Source organism: Allobosea sp. NPDC055594, assembly GCF_053618995.1.
On sequence record NZ_JBSHIO010000001.1, the window covers coordinates 562,689 to 578,811 of the forward strand.

A 16,123-nucleotide genomic window follows, 5' to 3' on the forward strand; every position below is an offset into this window, starting at 1 on the left:
CTCATCCTGGAGCGTGCTCAGCGGAAACGCCTCCCGAAGGATGGCCCAGCTGGTTCCTGAGCCGCCGGGAACATCCTTCGAGACGCAGCCTTCGGCCGCACCTCAAGATGAGAGCCAGGACAGCCCCTGCTTCGTCCTGCCGTCCGTCAGCGCAATTCGACGTTGATCACGCCCGGCGCGGCGCGGACGGCATTCGCGACCTGCTGGTTGATCGGATAGCGGCCGGGCAGCTCGACTTCGACCTCCTGGGCGCCGTCGTCGAGGATCATCACCAGCGAGACCTTTCCGACGGCGCGGGCGCCATCGCCGCGCGACTTGATCCGCTCGGCGATCGAGCCGAGCGCCTTGTCGTCGCGCAGGAAGATGCAGAGATCCTGCTTCTGGCGCGAGGCGAGATCGTCGAGCCGCTCGACATCCTCGATGCGCGGGCGCACCTCCTCGCCGTCGAGCACGGCCGAGAGCCTGATCACCAGCGCCGCACCGGGCTCGAGCAGGTCGCGATAACGCTGCAAGCCTTCCGAGAACAGGATCGCCTCGAACTGGCCCGTAGGATCGGAGAGCTGGACGATGCCCATCTTGTTGCCGGACTTAGTCCGCCGCTCCGACTTGTCGATTACCGAGGCCGCGACCTTGGCGATCGAGGTGCCGCTGGCGCGCACGGCGCGGGCGAAATCGGCATAGCTCTGCACCCGCAGCCGCTTCAGCACATGCTCGTAATCGTCGAGCGGGTGGCCGGAGAGGAAGAAGCCGACGGCGTCGTGCTCGCGCTGCAGGCGCTCGGCGGGAGCCCAAGGCTCGAAGGGCGGAATGCGGAAGGCTTCCGCATTCCCGCCGCTGCCGAGCATGTCGAGCTGTCCGGCCGCGGCCTCGTCGCGAACGCGGTTCGAGAGCGCGAGCATGCCGTCGACCGCGACCATCGCCTTGGCGCGCTCCGGCTCGATCTCGTCGAGCGTGCCGGCGCAGATCAGCGCCTCGATGGTGCGGCGATTGACCAGGCGGGTATCGATCCGGCGGGCGAAATCGGCCAGGTCACGGAAAGGGCCCTGCTTGGCACGTGCCGTGACGATCGATTCCACCGCGGCGCGCCCGACGCCCTTGATCGCGCCGAGCGCGTAGCGGATCGCACCATCGGCCACGTCGAAATCGACACCGGAACGGTTGATCGAGGGCCGCTCGACCTTGATGCCGAGCCGCTCCGATTCGCGGCGGAATTCGGAGAGCTTGTCGGTATTGCCGATGTCGAGCGTCATCGACGCCGCCATGAACTCGACCGGGAAATTCGCCTTGAGATAGGCGGTCTGGAAGGCGACGACCGCATAGGCCGCGGCATGGCTCTTGTTGAAGCCGTAATCGGCGAACTTCGCCAGCAGGTCGAAGATCTCCGAGGCGATCTCCTTCTTGATGCCGTTGTCGATGGCGCCCTTCACGAAACGGTCGCGCTGGGCGTCCATCTCCGCCTTGATCTTCTTGCCCATGGCGCGGCGCAGCAGATCCGCCTCGCCGAGCGAATAGCCCGAGAGCGCCTGCGCCACCTGCATCACCTGCTCCTGATAGACGATGATGCCATGCGTCTCGGAGAGGTAGGGCTCCATGCCGGGATGGAGATAGGTCGGCTCCTCCAGCCCGAGCTTCCGGCGGCAATAGGTCGGGATATTGTCCATCGGGCCGGGGCGGTAGAGCGCCACCAGCGCGATCAGATCCTCGATCCGGTCGGCCTTCATCTCGACCAGCGCCTTGCGCATGCCTACCGATTCCACCTGGAACACGCCGACGGTCTCGCCGCGCGCCAGCATGGCGTAGGTGGGCGGGTCATCGAAGGGGAGCTGCGCCAGATCGACCGCGATATTGCGCTGGGCGATGAGCTGAACGGCGATGGTCAGCGTCGTCAGCGTCTTCAGGCCGAGGAAGTCGAACTTCACCAGCCCGGCCTGCTCGACCCATTTCATGTTGAACTGGGTGACGCGCATGCCGGTCCGCGGATCGACCGAGAGCGCGACGAGCTGCTCCAGCGGCCGATCGCCGATGACGACGCCGGCGGCGTGGGTCGAGGCGTGGCGGTGCAGACCCTCGAGCTTCTGCGCGATCTCGAGCAGACGGCCGACGACCGGCTCCTCGGCCGCGGCCTCCTGCAGCTTCGGCTCGCCGGCGATGGCCTCTGGCAGCGTGATCGGCTTGGCCGGGTTCTGCGGCACGAGCTTGGTCAGCTTGTCGACCTGGCCATAGGGCATTTCCAGGACGCGGCCGACGTCGCGCAGCACGCCGCGCGCCTGCAAGGTGCCGAAGGTGATGATCTGGGCGACGCGCTCCTCGCCATAGCGGTGCTTGACGTATTCGATCACCTCTTCACGCCGGTACTGGCAGAAGTCGATGTCGAAGTCCGGCATCGAGACGCGATCGGGGTTGAGGAAGCGCTCGAACAGCAGGCCGAAGCGCAGCGGGTCGACGTCGGTGATGGTCAGCGCATAGGCGACCAGCGAGCCGGCCCCCGAGCCACGGCCGGGGCCGACCGGAATGCCATGGTCCTTGGCCCATTTGATGAAGTCGGACACGATCAGGAAATAGCCCGGAAACTTCATCCGGGTGATGATCGACAGCTCGAAATCGAGCCGCTTGTCGTAATCCTCGGCGGTGAAGTTCGCGGCCGGCCCGTGCTTGGCCAGGCGGGCGGCAAGGCCGGCGCGGGCCTGCGCTTCGAGCTCCTCGGCCTCGTCTCGGCCCTCCTCGCCGAAGCGCGGCAGGATCGGCTTGCGGGTGCCGACGCGCCAGGAGCAGCGCCGCGCGATCTCGACCGTCGCGGCCAGCGCCTCCGGCAGATCGGCGAAGCGGCGCTTCATCTCGGCACGCGTCGCGAAGTAATGCTCGGGCGTGACGCGGCGGCGCTCATGGTCGGAGAGCAGCCGTCCGGCCGCCACCGCCAGCAGGGCGTCGTGGGCCTCGAAATCGGCCGGCTTGCCGAAATAGGGCTCGTTGGTGGCGACGATCGGCAGGTCGGCATCATAGGCGAGCCTGAGCAGCGCGGCCTCGACCGAGGGGCCGTCTTCGCGTTCATGACGCTGCAGCTCGACATAGAGCCGGTCGCCGAAGATCGCCTGCAGGCTCTGCAATCGCGCCTGCGCCTGCGGCTGCTGGCCGGCACGCAAGGCAAGGTCGAGCGGGCCGCCCGCACCGCCCGTCAAGGCGATCAGATTCTCCCCGGATTCGGCCAGCTGCGCGATGGTCACTACCGGCTGCCCGGCGCCGGCGGCGAGGCAGGCCTGGCTCACCAGCTTCATCAGATTGCCGTAACCGGCCTCGTTCATGGCGAGCAGGACGAGATGGCCGATCGCCGGCTGGACCGGCTTGCGACCGCCAGTGTCGTCATCGCCGAAATCGACGCTGAGCTGCACCCCGGCGATGGGCTGCACGCCGACGCCGGCGAGCTTCTCGGAGAACTCCAGCGCGCCGAACAGATTATTGGTGTCCGTCAGGGCCATGGCCGGCTGACCGTCGCCGGCCGCGAGCTTGGCGAGCGCACCGACCTGGATCGCGCCTTCGAGCAGGGAATAGCTCGAATGGACATGGAGGTGGACGAATCCGACCTCGTCCTCAACCTGCGAATCGTTCTTCCGGTCGCTCATGATGCCCTCTCGGGCGGGTTATCGCGCAGCGCCGCTCCAGGGTCGAGACATCACATGGCCCGGACTGTGGACGCCGGAGCGGCACGACCTGGACAGTGCCGCGGCAATGCCGGCAGGTCGCGCGGCGCCGATCTCAAACGCTCGGGCCAGCGGCCAGCGCAGCCCAGACCCAGATCATTCCGACGAAGAGCGCGAGGGCGAAGAATTCGGCGGCACCGGCCATCAGCTTGCGAGCGATCAGCATGTCGATCTCCTGTGTTCGATCTATGTTCAGGTTAGTTCGCTTTTTGTTCTAGTCAATGCCGATGGGTTAGTTCCATCTGCTCGGCAAGTGACCGCAGTTAACAAAAGCTTACCTGCCCAGAGCGCTTGCGTCTGGTTCGAGTCCGGGCCAAGCCCGGCGCGGCGCTCACCTTCATCGGAGCGAAGGCGGCGCTCGGGATCAGGTCATGGATACGCATCAGAAGTCGGTCTCGCGCGCAGCCACCGCGGTGGCGGGCGAGGCCCCTCAGCCGAACGGCTCCGATCAGCGACGCAGCGCCGCACTGGGCATTGCGCTGATGGCGGGCTCGATGCTGATCATCCCAAGCTCCGACGCGATCGCCAAATATCTCAGCGGCGCGCATTCGGCACCCTTCCTGAGCTGGGCCCGCTATGTCGCCGCGCTCGGCTTCCTGCTTCCGGTCGTCGCCGTCGCGCAATGGCGTTCGCCGGAGCCGCTGATCGCGCCCGGGCAACTCTTGCCGCAGATCATCCGGACCGCCTTCCTCGTCAGCGCCATGACGCTTTATTACATGGCGATCACGCATGTCCCGCTCGCCGATGCGCTCGGTGCCTATTTCGTCGCCCCGATCGTCGCCACCCTGCTCGCGACCCTGATCCTGCGCGAGCGACTCGACTGGCGCCGGCTGGCGGCCGTCGGGCTCGGCTTTGGCGGCGCGCTCCTGGTCGTCCGCCCCGGCGCCGAGACGAGCAGCGGCACGCTGATTGCCCTGGCCTCGGGCGCGCTGATGGCCTGCTATCTCGTGATGACGCGCGCCACGGCGAAGGCCTCCTCGCCGCTCTCGACCCTGACGCTGCAGCTCGCGCTCGGCATCGCCATGCTGACGCCCTTCGTGATCTTCCAATGGAGCATGCCCAATCGCCAGGGCATCATGCTGATCCTGCTCATGGGTCTGATCTCGGCCGCCAGCAATCTGATGACGATCAGCGCCTTCCGCTTCGCCCAGGTCTCGACGCTGTCGCCGCTGGTCTATCTCGAACTGGTCGGAGCGACGGCGCTGGGCCTTGTCATCTTCGGCGACTTTCCGGCGCCGGCGACCTGGGCCGGCATCGCGGTGATCGTCATCGCCGGCCTGATCGTCGTGGCGCCGCGCCGGAAAGCGCGATCGCCCTGAGTCCGGGCAAAGAGCCCTGCCTCGTACCGGTCAGCACGCCGCGATCCGAGCTAGTCTAGTCGAGCGGGACGACCAGCCCGTCGCGAATGGTGACGCGCCGGTCCATGCGATAGGCGAGGTCGAGATTATGGGTCGCGATCAGTGCCGCGAGGCCCGAAGCGCGCGCGAGCGCCACCAGCGTGCCGAACACGTGCAGCGAGGTGTGCGGGTCGAGATTGCCTGTCGGCTCATCAGCCAGGAGCACGCGCGGCGCATTGGCGACGGCGCGGCCGATGGCGACGCGCTGCTGCTCGCCGCCCGACAATTCGCTCGGCAGATGGTCGAGCCGGTCCCCCAGGCCCAGGAAGGTCAGGAGCTCGGTCGCCCGCTCGGAAGCCTCCTGCTTGCCGAGGCCGCGAATGCGCTGCGGCAGCACGACGTTCTCCAGCGCCGAGAACTCGGGCAGGAGATGATGGAACTGGTAGACGAAGCCGATCTCGGTGCGTCGCAGCCGGGTCAAGCCCTTGTCGTCGAGCTGCGAGGTCGCGACGCCGCCGATGAAGACTTCGCCGGCATCGGGACTCTCCAGCAGGCCGGCGACATGCAGCAGCGTCGACTTGCCGGTGCCGCTCGGCGCGACCAGCGCGACGAGCTCGCCGGGCCAGATCGCGAAATCGGCCTTGCGCAGGATTTCCAGCGGCCCGTCGCTTTGCGGATAGAAACGCTCGATCTGGGACAGAAAGAGCGCGGGGGTCTCGGTTGCCATGGCCTGCCCCTAGCCCATGCGCAGGGCCTGGACGGGGTCGAGCCGCGCCGCCTTCCAGGCCGGATAAAGCGTCGCCAGCAGCGACAGGACGAGCGCCATCCCGACGACGCTGGCGACTTCGCGCCAATCGATCACCGAGGGGATGTCGCTGAGGAAGCGCACGGTCGGATCCCAGAGATTGGCCCCGGTGATCCAGTTGATCGCCCCCATGATCGACTTGATGTTGTTGGCGAAGGCGACGCCGAGCAACAATCCGCCCAGGGTCCCGACCACGCCGATCGTCGCGCCGGTGATCAGGAAGACGCGGAGCACCGTGCCGCGCGAGGCCCCCATGGTGCGCATGATCGCGATGTCCTCGGTCTTGTCCTTCACCAGCATGATCAGGCCGGAGACGATGTTCAGCGCCGCGACCAGCACGATCAGGGTCAGGATGATGAACATCACATTGCGCTCGACCTCGAGCGCGTTGAAGAAGGTCCGGTTGCGCTGGCGCCAGTCGGACAGGACCAGAGGGCGCGGAGCGTCCGCCTCGATGGCATCGCGCACCGCCTGAGTCCGATCGGGATCGTCGATGAAGATCTCGATGACGTTCACGTCGCCGTCGCGGTTGAAATAGGCCTGGCTCTCGCCGAGCGGCATGAAGACGAAGGAGGCGTCGAACTCCGACATGCCGATCTCGAACACCGCCGTGACCGGGTAGGCCTTGATCCGCGGCGCCGTGCCGAAGGGTGTCGAGGCTCCGCGCGGGGTGACGATGGTGATGGTGTCGCCGGCCTGCAGGCCGAGCGAGGCCGCAAGCCGCCGACCGATGGCGACGCCGCCAGCCGTTCCGAAGCCGTCGAGCGTGCCCTGCTTGATGTTGTTGGCGACGAAGGGGATCGACTTGATGTCCTCCTCCGAGATGCCGCGCACCAGCACGCCGCCATTGCCGACCTGCGACGAGGCGAGCGCCTGACCCTCGACCAGCGGGATCGCGAACTTGATGCCGTGCACCTTGCGCAGGCGCTGCGCCACCGCCTCGTAATCATCGAGCGGGCGGTCGATCGGGGTGGCGAAGATGTGTCCGTTGACGCCGACAATCTTCTCCAGCAGCTCCTTGCGGAAGCCGTTCATCACCGACATCACGATGATCAGCGTGGCAACGCCGAGCAGGATGCCGAGGAACGAGAAGCCGGCGATCACCGAGACGAAGCCTTCGCGGCGGCGCGTGCGCAGATAACGGCCGGCGAGCAGCCATTCGAAGCCGGCGAAGGGCTTCGTGCCGGTGGGCACCGCTGCGACGGGCGCCGCCTCGCTGGCCGTGCTCATCGCCACGCTCCGTTCACGCGCTTTTGCCGGGGAAGCGGGCCAGCGCCGCCTCCAGCGAGACCAGCTCGCGCTCGCCGCCGGCGCGGCGCTTGAGCTCGACCTTGCCCTCGGCGAGGGATTTCGGCCCGACGATCACCTGCCAGGGCATGCCGATCAGGTCGGCGGTGGCGAACTTGCCGCCCGGCCGCTCGTCGCGGTCGTCATAGAGCATGTCGTAGCCCTTGGCGGCGAGGCCCTTGTAGAGCTGCTCGCAGGCGGCGTCGGTCGCGGCATCGCCGATCTTCAGGTTGAGCACCGCGATGTCGAAGGGGGCGATCTCGTCAGGCCAAACGATCCCGGCCTCGTCATGGCCGGCCTCGATCAGCGCGGCGACGAGCCGGCTCGGGCCGATGCCATAGGAGCCCATATGGACCGGGGTCTCGCGCCCGTCCGGGCCGGCGACCGTCGCGCCCATCGGCTCGGAATATTTGGTGCCGAAATAGAAGATATGGCCGACCTCGATGCCGCGGGCAGAAACCTGCCTGTCGGCCGGAATGGCGCCGAAAGCCGCCTCGTCGTGCATCTCCTCGGTGGCGGCGTAGAGGCTGGTCCACTTGTCGACGACGCCCTGCAGCCCGGCGACGCTGTCGAAATCGGTGTCGACGGCCGGCGTCTCGAAGTTCAGGTAATCCTGGTGGCAGAAGACCTGGCTCTCGCCGGTCGAGGCGAGCACGATGAACTCATGGCTGAGGTCACCGCCGATCGGGCCGGTATCGGCGCGCATCGGGATCGCCTTCAGGCCGAGGCGCGCGAAGGTGCGCAGATAGGCGGTGAACATCCGGTTGTAGGCATGGCGCGCGCCGGCCTGGTCGAGATCGAAGGAATAGGCGTCCTTCATCAGGAACTCTCGGCCGCGCATCACGCCGAAGCGCGGGCGGACCTCGTCCCGGAACTTCCACTGGATGTGGTAGAGGTTGAGCGGCAAGTCCTTGTAGGACTTGACATAGGACCGGAAGATCTCGGTGACCATCTCCTCATTGGTCGGCCCATAGAGCATCTCGCGGTCGTGCCGATCCTTGATCCGCAGCATCTCCTTGCCATAGGCGTCGTAGCGCCCGCTCTCACGCCAGAGATCGGCCGACTGGATCGTCGGCATCAGGATCTCGACGGCGCCGGCGCGATTCTGTTCCTCGCGGACCACGGCGCTGATCTTGTTGAGGACGCGCAGACCAAGCGGCAGCCAGGAATAGATGCCGGCCGATTGCTGGCGGATCATGCCCGCGCGCAGCATCAGCCGATGCGAGACGATCTCGGCCTCCTTGGGCGTGTCGCGCAGGATCGGCAGGAAATAGCGGGAGAGGCGCATCGCAGGGCTCTTCAGGAGGAGATTGCGCCGGCCGGCGCAGCGAGTCGGCAAGGTTCCAGAAACACCATCCCGGTCGCGAAATTGCAACCCGGCGAGTGCCTTAAACGCTGGACAGCGCCCTCACCTCTCGGTGGCGAAGGCAGCCTTCAGCGCGTGTTCGACCGGCGCCGGCACGAAGGCCGAGATATCGCCGCCCATCGCAGCGATCTGGCGCACCAGGGTGGCGGTGATATGGCGGGTCAGCGGGGTCGCCGGCAGAAACACGGTCTGCAGCTCCGGCGCCATCGCCGCATTCATGCCGACCATCTGCATCTCATAGTCGAGATCCGTGCCGTCACGCAGGCCGCGAATGATGATGCTGGCTCCGGCCTTGCGCGCGGCGTCGACCGCGAGATCGCCGAAGGTCACGACCTCGACGCGCGCGCCGGCCGCCCGTGCCAGCGGCTCGGCGACGACACGCAGCAGCTCGGCCCGCTGATCGACGGTCAGCACGGGCTTCTTGCCGGGGTGGACCCCGATCGCGAGCACGAGCCGGTCGCACAGCTTCGCCGCAGCCGCGATGACGTCGGCATGGCCGTTGGTGACGGGATCGAAGGAGCCGGTGTAGAAGGCGGTACGCATGCACCAGCGTTAGCCAAAGCGCCGGGCGTCGACAAGCGTTCAGGCGACGCGAAGCTCCGCGATCAGCCGGTCGACGCGCCCTTCCAGCGCCTGCGCCAGCCCGGTCAGCTCGTCTGCCGCAGCCAGCACCGCATCGGCCGAGCCGGCGGTGTGGCGCGAGGCGAGCGAAAGCTGGCCGGTCGCCTGGCCGATCTGGACGATCTCCCTTGTCGCGGCGACGACGTCGGCGGCGATCGCATGGGTCGCCTCATGCTGACGCAGCATGGTCTGCGCGGTACGCCGCGTCGCCTCGCTCAGCTCCTGCACCATGGCATGGATGCCGGCCATGCCGTCGACGGTCGCCGCCGTCGCCTTGTTCATGGCGTCGATCTGCAGCGCGATATCCTCGGTCGCGCCGGCTGTCTGGGCCGCGAGCGACTTCACCTCGGCGGCCACGACCGCGAAGCCGCGCCCGTCCTCGCCGGCACGCGCCGCTTCGATGGTCGCGTTGAGGGCGAGCAGATTGGTCTGTCCGGCGATCGCCGAGATCAGGCCGACCACCTCCGAGACCCGGGCCGCGCCGCTCGCCAGCCCGTCGACGACCTCGCTGACATCATCGGCGTGCCGCCTCGCCTGCCCGGCCGTGACATCGGAACGACTGACCTCGCCGGACAGGCTCTCCACCGCGCCGAGCAGATCCTGGGCCGCGCGCTCGATCGAATGGACACGGGCGATCGCGTTCCCGGTCGACAGCTCGGCATCGGCAGCGCCGGTCCTCGCCGCGCCGGCGCTCTCACTGAGCTGGTTGGCGGTCGCCGCGAGCGCACCGGCCGCGGTCGCCACCGAGGTGCTGACGGTGCGCACCGATTGCTCGAGCTCGCCCGCCAACTCACCGAGCAGGAGGCGACGATGCCGCTCGGCCTCGGCGCGGCGCGTCTCCTGTTGCGCCTCGCGCCATTGCGTCTCGCGTTGCAGGGTCTCGCGTATCGTGCCGATCGAAGCGGCGATGCCACCGATCTCATCCCGGCGCTGCGCACCCGGAATCGCCTGGTCGGTGCGGCCGGCGGCAATGCCGGCAAGCGCATCGGAGAGGCCGCCGATCGGACGCGCCACGGACCAGCCGAGCAGGATCGCAAAGCCGAGCAGCGGCGCCAGGACGAGCAGGCCGGCGGTGACGATCGCACCGCGGATCTTGCCGACGACGGCGAAGGCCGCGCGCTCCGGCTCGGTCAGCCAGAGCTGCCAACGCCAGTCGCCGGCCGCGATCGAGCGCCCGGTAGCGACGAGCGCGGTTCCGTCATGACTGGTCATGCGGAGCAGCCCATCATCCCCGCGGCTGGGGAGTCGGCGTTGGTCGAGCGAATCGCTCGGGGCGGATGCCTCGCGGCGGGCTGCCGGGCTCGAGCGCGTGAAGCCGTCCTCGCCGACCACATAGACGCCGATCTCGCCGCGCCCGGCGGCGTTGGCGCTGAGAACATCGTCGATCAACCCTGAATTGACGGCGATGACGAGCGTGCCGACCTGCTCGGTGGCATCGAGCTCGATATCGTAGAAGGGGGCGGCCAGGAAGGCGCGCGGCTCGCCGCCGATCAGGTCATAGGGGGCATAATCCCGCAGGATCTGCGTGCCTGCCGGCTGGTGGCGCGCCTCCTCGACCACCTGTGCAAGACCACTTCCGGCGAACTCCGGATCGCTGAGAAGCCGGCCGAACTCCGGCCCCTTGGTGGCGCTGTAGACGACCCGTCCCTTCATCGAGACAAGGTAGATGTCGGCGTAGTTGAATTGCTTCAGCGCGGCGGCATAGGTCTCGTGGATCCGGACATGGCGCCAGGAGTAGCCGTGCTGGTGGCCGTGGCCGTTCAACGCCAGACGCTCCGACAGCGGCCGCATGCCATCGCCCTGATAATGGCTGAGAACGGCATTCAGGTCATGCGGCCCCAGTTCCAGCCATTTACCGAGCTCGTCGAGCGCCGCCACCGTAAAGGCGCTGCGCGCCTGGACGGCCAGCTCCGAGCGCAGCAACACCAGCCGCCGTTCGATAGCGCGCGAATGGCTTTCGGCCAGCGCATGGAGCCGGGCGCGCGACGCTTCCCGGGCCCAGCTGGTGACGGCGAGATAGGCTGAAACACCGACCGTCACCGCAGCGAGGCAGGCAAGCGCGAGCATAGCGGCGGGAAGCCGTACTCTAAGGCTGTACACCGCTGTTTTCCCCGCCCGATCTAACGCTAATCGGGAGAGATACAACCTTAAGTAGGTTAACTTTACCTAAAGTCAGCAACCGGCGCGGAGGACGACGTCGCAATACCACGGAATGGATGCGGAGACGGGGCGAGCGCCGCGAGCGCGGCGGCACTGCCGACCACCAAGGCCAGGAGGATGACGAAGACAGCCATGAGCGAAACGCGACGCCGATACGGGACGAGGAAGCCGATCTGCATGGATTGTTCTTTGCGAATCAGGGCGTTACATCGATTTCCTGGGTGCGGTAGGCGGCGGGCCCCAGCGTGGCCGGAATATGTCGAATTCGTGACTGGGCCGCCCTGCCCGATTTCTAGTTTGCATCGCCCTGGCAAGTTTGCCTAAAGCCAGCCCATGCTCACCCTCAGCGACATCACCTACCGGCTCGGCGACAGGCTGCTGCTGGACAAGGCCGGCGCGGCACTGCCGGCAGGCGCGCGCGTCGGGCTGGTCGGCCGCAACGGCACCGGCAAGACCACCCTGTTCCGCATCATCACCGGCGACCTCTCTCCGGAAGGCGGCAGCGTCAGCCTGCCACGGGGCATGCGCATCGGCGGGGTGGCGCAGGAGGCGCCGGGCGGACCCGAGAAGCTGATCGACGTCGTCCTCGCCGCCGACACCGAGCGCGCCGCCCTGATGAAGGAGGCGCAGAGCGCGACCGACCCGATGCGCATCGCCGAGATCGGGACCCGGCTCGCCGATATCGGCGCCCATTCCGCCCCGGCCCGCGCCGCGACCGTGCTGCACGGCCTCGGCTTCGACGAGGAAGCCCAGCAGCGCCCCTGCTCGGATTTCTCGGGCGGCTGGCGCATGCGCGTCGCACTCGCCGCGGTGCTGTTCTCCGAGCCCGACCTTCTGCTGCTCGACGAGCCGACCAACTATCTCGACCTGGAAGGCACGCTCTGGCTCTACGACTATCTCGAGCGCTACCCGCATACCGTGCTGGTCGTCAGCCATGACCGCGAACTGCTCGATACCTGCGTCGACCACATCCTGCATCTCGACCAGGGCAAGCTGACGATCTATCGCGGCGGCTACAGCGCCTTCGAGAAGCTGCGCGCGGAGAAGCAGGCTCACCTCGCCAAGGCGCGCGACAAGCAGGATGCCGAGCGCAAGCATCTCCAGGCCTTCGTCGACCGCTTCAAGGCCAAGGCGACCAAGGCGCGACAGGCGCAGTCGCGCGTAAAGCGCCTCGAGAAGATGCAGGAGATCGCGGTCATCCAGGATCGCGACGTCCAGCCATTTTCTTTCCCGGGGCCGGAACGGCCGCTCTCGCCGCCGATGGTGGTGCTCGAAAGCGCCAGCGCCGGCTATGGCGAGCGCAAGGTGCTGCAGCGACTCAATCTGACGCTGGTGCCGGATGATCGCATCGCCCTGCTCGGCTCGAACGGCAACGGCAAGTCGACCTTCTGCAAGCTGATCGGCGGCCGCCTCGCCCCGCTCTCGGGAGAGATGAAGCGCTCGTCCAAGCTGCAGACAGCGTATTTCGCCCAGCACCAGCTCGACGAGCTGCGCATGGAGGACACGCCGGTCGGCCATATCCGCCAGCTGATGCCGGACGAGCCGGAGGCCCGGGTGCGCGCCCGCACGGCGCAGATCGGCTTCCCTGCCAGCAAGGCCGACACGCCGGTCAAGAATCTCTCCGGCGGCGAGAAGGCCCGGCTGATGCTCGGCATCGCCACTTTTGGCGGCCCGCATCTGCTCATCCTCGACGAGCCGACCAACCATCTCGACATCGACAGCCGCACCGCGCTGGTCAAGGCGATCAACGACTATCCCGGCGCCGTGATCTTGGTCAGCCATGACCGATTCCTGATCGAGGCCTGCGCCGACCGGCTCTGGCTGGTCGCAGACGGCACGGTGAAGAGCTTCGACGGCGACATGGAGGATTATCGCAGCTTCGTGCTTGGCAAGGAGAAACAGGCGAAACGCGAGAAACCCGCTCAGGAAGTTCCCGTCCCCGGCAAGGCCGACGAACGCAAGGGCAACACCCAGAAGCGCGCGGCGCAAGGACCGCTGCGCCAGAAGCTCAACCTCGCCGAGGCGCGCATCGCCAAGCTCACCGGGCTGATCGAGAAGGTCGACGAGGTGCTCGGCAATGGCGCGGCCTTCGTGCGCGATCCGGACAAGGCGCTGCAGCTCTCGCGCCAGCGCGCCGAGCTCGCCGAGGCGCTCGGCGCGGCCGAAGAGGAATGGCTGTCGCTCAGCGAGGAGCTAGAGAGCGCCTGAGGCAATGCTCCGGCTGCATGGTCACTCCGGGACAGCCGCGTCGCGGCACTTTTCCGGAATCCATCGGTAAGCCCCGGAGACCTTTGAGGGTTTCCGGCGTTCCGCTTCGCTCCAGCCGGAATGACCTTACGAGCCGGCCGGAGCGTGCTAGCCCTGCTGCTCGGGCTGGCCCGGCTTGACGATGCGGCTCAGGCGGTTGTCGGTGAACATGTAGATCTCGCGTCCGCCGGGCTCGTTATAGAGCACCTGGACCTCGCGCTGGCCCTTGCCGCTCTCGCCGATCAGCACATCGGTCGGCCGCTTGGCCTTCAGCCTGACCAGCTCGCATTCGGTGATACCGGGCGCGATCTCCTTCGGCAGCGGTCGCGTCGCGGGATCGAGCGAGACATCGGCAGCGCACTCGCCATCCGGCGTCAGCATCGCCTCCTGCGTCGAGATGCGGGCCGTGGCGCTGCTGGTACGCGTGCCGCGCTCGTCCGAGACGAAGGAAAAGCCGCCCATGTCGACGGCGCAGCCGCCCAGGCCGATGGCCAGAGCGACGATCACGGAGATTTTCACGCTTTTTTCTCCCAGCGGCCGGTCTCGTCCTGCTGCCAATAGGTCGCAGCCAGGCCCCGCGCTCGTAATTTCTTCCAGTCCTCGCGGGCGGAGGCGAGTGCCTCCGGATCGTCACCGTCGAACATCAGGATGACGCGCTCATAATCGTCCAATGCGTCGGGAATGCGGACGCCATCGACGCAAAAACGGACCTGCGCCGCATTCGGATTGCCGGCATCGGTGGTGAGCACGATCGGGTTACCGGCGGCATCCGGTTCACCTGCGGTGCCGTGCGGCAGGAAGGAATCGTCCGCATAGGTCCAGAGCCGATCGTCGAGCGCGGCCAGACGCTCGCGGCTGGAGCACTCGACCACCACCTTCCAGCCGCGCGCCAGCGAGCGCTCGAGCAGCGTCGGCAAGACCTGCTCGAGCGGACGAGACTGCAGGTGGTAGAACCAGATCTCGGCCATGATGCCGGCTTTTCCAGCAGCTTATGCGCGCGGACTGATAATGCGAATCAAGCCTCGTAGTGGTCCGCCACCAGCCGGTCGAGCAGGCGCACGCCCCAGCCAGAGCCCCAGGAGCGGTTGATCTCGGTCGAGAGCGAACCCATGCCGGTACCCGCGATGTCGAGATGAGCCCAGGGCGTGTCGTTGACATGGCGCTGCAGGAACTGCGCCGCGGTGATCGAGCCGCCATGACGGCCAGCCGAGTTCTTCATGTCGGCGAATTTGGAATCGATCATCTTGTCGTAGGCGGCACCGAGAGGCATGCGCCAGACCGTTTCGCCGGTCGCCTTGCCGGCGACGAAAAGCCGCTCGGCCAGTTCGTCATTGTTCGAGAACAGGCCGGCATTCTCCTGCGCCAGCGCGACCAGGATCGCTCCGGTCAGCGTCGCCAGATTGACCATGAAGAGCGGCTTGAAGCGGTCCTGCGTGTACCAGAGCACGTCGGCAAGAACGAGCCGCCCCTCGGCATCGGTGTTGATGATCTCGATGGTCTGGCCGGAGAGCGACGTCACGATGTCGCCCGGGCGCTGAGCGTTGCCGTCCGGCATGTTCTCGACGAGACCGATGACGCCGATCGCATTGACCTTCGCCTTGCGGGCGGCGAGCGCGTGCATCAGCCCGGTGACGCAGGCGGCGCCGGCCATGTCGCCCTTCATGTCCTCCATGCCGCCGGCCGGCTTGATCGAGATGCCGCCGGTGTCGAAGGTCACGCCCTTGCCGATGAAGGCGACCGGTTGCTCACCCTTGCCGGCACCGTTCCAGCGCATCACCACGACGCGGCTCTCGCGCCTCGAGCCCTGGCCGACGCCGAGCAAGGCCCGCATGCCGATCTTCTTCAGCTGCTTCTCGTCAAGGACCTCGACCTCGACGCCGAGCTTCTCGAGCCTCGCCGCGCGCTCGGCGAACTCCTCGGGATAGAGCACGTTCGGCGGCTCGTTCACGAGATCGCGAGCCAGTTCGACGCCACCGGCGATCGCCTCGCGCGCCTTCAGCGCCTTCTTGACCGCGGAGGAGTCGGCGACACGCAGGATCGCGGTCTTCGCCTCGCTCTGCTCGGCATCGCGGCTCTTTGTCTTGTACTGGTTGAAGGCATAGCAGCGCAGCCGCAGCCCGAGGCCGATCTCGGCGATCTCGGCGGCGGAGAGCTCGCCTCCCGGCAGGGCGGCGATGATGTCGGCGCTGCGACCATGGCCAAGTCTGCCGGCGATGGCCCCGCCCAGAAGGGCGAAGTCGAGCTTGTCGCGCTCGCCCTCGGGCCCGACCCCCACAAGGATCAGCCGCTCATAGCCTGCCCCCTCCGGCGCCAGGATCGTCAGGCCGGACAGAGCCTTGCCCTTGAAGCGCTCGGCCGCCGCCGCACGGGCGATCAGGCCGCGACCGCCCTCGCCCAGCCACTCCTCCGCCGCCGGCGCAGGGATCAGCTTGTCCGAGACAAGGACGACGAGGTCCTCCCCGGCAATGGCGTTCATGGCTTTGATCTCAAGCTTCAGGCGCTGCGACATCGACGGCTCACATTGGCGGAGGGCGGGCGGAAGGGGCAGGATGAACTGGCAATGGCGCGGGAAGGCCACAAACGATTCCCGTTTGCGCCACGATCG

At 67.3% G+C, this 16,123-nt stretch carries 12 protein-coding genes; 2 read left to right on the forward strand and 10 right to left on the reverse strand.

Features of this window, described 5'->3' with window-relative positions:
- Positions 1 to 146 precede the first annotated feature (146 nt).
- Positions 147 to 3,617: a DNA polymerase III subunit alpha gene (gene dnaE, locus ACWGRX_RS02625; RefSeq protein WP_452116305.1), complete on the reverse strand. Its 3,471-nt coding sequence runs from the start codon at positions 3,615 to 3,617 to the stop codon at positions 147 to 149.
- A 449-nt stretch (positions 3,618 to 4,066) separates the two neighbouring features.
- Here dnaE and ACWGRX_RS02630 point away from each other — a divergent pair, with 449 nt between their 5' ends.
- On the forward strand, positions 4,067 to 5,014 hold the full coding sequence (locus ACWGRX_RS02630; protein ID WP_452116306.1) for a DMT family transporter: 948 nt from the start codon (positions 4,067 to 4,069) through the stop codon (positions 5,012 to 5,014).
- Positions 5,015 to 5,069: 55 nt separating this feature from the next.
- On the opposite strand, the gene ACWGRX_RS02635 is transcribed toward ACWGRX_RS02630, so the two are convergent.
- The 6 genes from ACWGRX_RS02635 to ACWGRX_RS02660 form a co-directional block, all read right to left on the reverse strand.
- On the reverse strand, positions 5,070 to 5,759 hold the full coding sequence (locus ACWGRX_RS02635) for an ABC transporter ATP-binding protein (protein WP_291641981.1): 690 nt from the start codon (positions 5,757 to 5,759) through the stop codon (positions 5,070 to 5,072).
- A gap of 9 nt (positions 5,760 to 5,768) precedes the next feature.
- On the reverse strand, positions 5,769 to 7,067 hold the full coding sequence (locus tag ACWGRX_RS02640) for a lipoprotein-releasing ABC transporter permease subunit (protein ID WP_291641979.1): 1,299 nt from the start codon (positions 7,065 to 7,067) through the stop codon (positions 5,769 to 5,771).
- A 13-nt stretch (positions 7,068 to 7,080) separates the two neighbouring features.
- Positions 7,081 to 8,412: a proline--tRNA ligase gene (proS, locus tag ACWGRX_RS02645; protein WP_452116307.1), complete on the reverse strand. Its 1,332-nt coding sequence runs from the start codon at positions 8,410 to 8,412 to the stop codon at positions 7,081 to 7,083.
- 120 nt (positions 8,413 to 8,532) lie between these two features.
- On the reverse strand, positions 8,533 to 9,033 hold the full coding sequence (gene coaD, locus ACWGRX_RS02650; RefSeq protein WP_452116308.1) for a pantetheine-phosphate adenylyltransferase: 501 nt from the start codon (positions 9,031 to 9,033) through the stop codon (positions 8,533 to 8,535).
- Positions 9,034 to 9,072: 39 nt separating this feature from the next.
- A complete protein-coding gene (locus ACWGRX_RS02655) occupies positions 9,073 to 11,211 on the reverse strand; it encodes a methyl-accepting chemotaxis protein (protein ID WP_452116309.1) in 2,139 nt (712 codons plus the stop codon).
- Between the two features lie 62 nt (positions 11,212 to 11,273).
- Positions 11,274 to 11,450, reverse strand: a complete 177-nt coding sequence (locus ACWGRX_RS02660; protein WP_452116310.1) for a hypothetical protein — start codon at positions 11,448 to 11,450, stop codon at positions 11,274 to 11,276.
- 154 nt (positions 11,451 to 11,604) lie between these two features.
- Between ACWGRX_RS02660 and ACWGRX_RS02665 the strand changes: the two genes are divergently transcribed.
- Positions 11,605 to 13,479 carry an ABC-F family ATP-binding cassette domain-containing protein gene (locus ACWGRX_RS02665; protein WP_452116311.1) on the forward strand — a complete coding sequence of 625 codons (1,875 nt, stop codon included), beginning with the start codon at positions 11,605 to 11,607 and terminating at the stop codon, positions 13,477 to 13,479.
- A gap of 147 nt (positions 13,480 to 13,626) precedes the next feature.
- On the opposite strand, the gene ACWGRX_RS02670 is transcribed toward ACWGRX_RS02665, so the two are convergent.
- The 3 genes from ACWGRX_RS02670 to ACWGRX_RS02680 are packed head-to-tail and all read right to left on the reverse strand — an operon-like array spanning position 13,627 to position 16,027.
- The gene (locus tag ACWGRX_RS02670; protein ID WP_291640084.1) at positions 13,627 to 14,037 is read right to left on the reverse strand and encodes a hypothetical protein; all 411 of its coding nucleotides are present in this window, start codon (positions 14,035 to 14,037) and stop codon (positions 13,627 to 13,629) included.
- Complete coding sequence (locus tag ACWGRX_RS02675) at positions 14,034 to 14,486, reverse strand: DNA polymerase III subunit chi (RefSeq protein ID WP_291640082.1); 453 nt, start codon at positions 14,484 to 14,486, stop codon at positions 14,034 to 14,036. Before ACWGRX_RS02675 ends, ACWGRX_RS02670 begins: the two co-directional genes overlap by 4 nt.
- Before the next feature lie 47 nt (positions 14,487 to 14,533).
- Positions 14,534 to 16,027, reverse strand: coding sequence for a leucyl aminopeptidase (locus tag ACWGRX_RS02680; RefSeq protein WP_452116312.1), 1,494 nt, complete (start codon positions 16,025 to 16,027; stop codon positions 14,534 to 14,536).
- Between the last annotated feature and the right edge of the window lie 96 nt (positions 16,028 to 16,123).

Excerpts from the sequence above, each read along its gene's own strand:
- proS (WP_452116307.1), bottom strand. The coding sequence starts at position 8,412 with ATGCGCCTCTCCCGCTATTTCCTGCCGATCCTGCGCGACACGCCCAAG.
- ACWGRX_RS02665 (WP_452116311.1), top strand. The coding sequence starts at position 11,605 with ATGCTCACCCTCAGCGACATCACCTACCGGCTCGGCGACAGGCTGCTG.
- coaD (WP_452116308.1), bottom strand. The coding sequence starts at position 9,033 with ATGCGTACCGCCTTCTACACCGGCTCCTTCGATCCCGTCACCAACGGC.
- ACWGRX_RS02640 (WP_291641979.1), bottom strand. The coding sequence starts at position 7,067 with ATGAGCACGGCCAGCGAGGCGGCGCCCGTCGCAGCGGTGCCCACCGGC.
- ACWGRX_RS02635 (WP_291641981.1), bottom strand. The coding sequence starts at position 5,759 with ATGGCAACCGAGACCCCCGCGCTCTTTCTGTCCCAGATCGAGCGTTTC.
- dnaE (WP_452116305.1), bottom strand. The coding sequence starts at position 3,617 with ATGAGCGACCGGAAGAACGATTCGCAGGTTGAGGACGAGGTCGGATTC.
- ACWGRX_RS02660 (WP_452116310.1), bottom strand. The coding sequence starts at position 11,450 with ATGCAGATCGGCTTCCTCGTCCCGTATCGGCGTCGCGTTTCGCTCATG.
- ACWGRX_RS02680 (WP_452116312.1), bottom strand. The coding sequence starts at position 16,027 with ATGTCGCAGCGCCTGAAGCTTGAGATCAAAGCCATGAACGCCATTGCC.
- ACWGRX_RS02630 (WP_452116306.1), top strand. The coding sequence starts at position 4,067 with ATGGATACGCATCAGAAGTCGGTCTCGCGCGCAGCCACCGCGGTGGCG.
- ACWGRX_RS02675 (WP_291640082.1), bottom strand. The coding sequence starts at position 14,486 with ATGGCCGAGATCTGGTTCTACCACCTGCAGTCTCGTCCGCTCGAGCAG.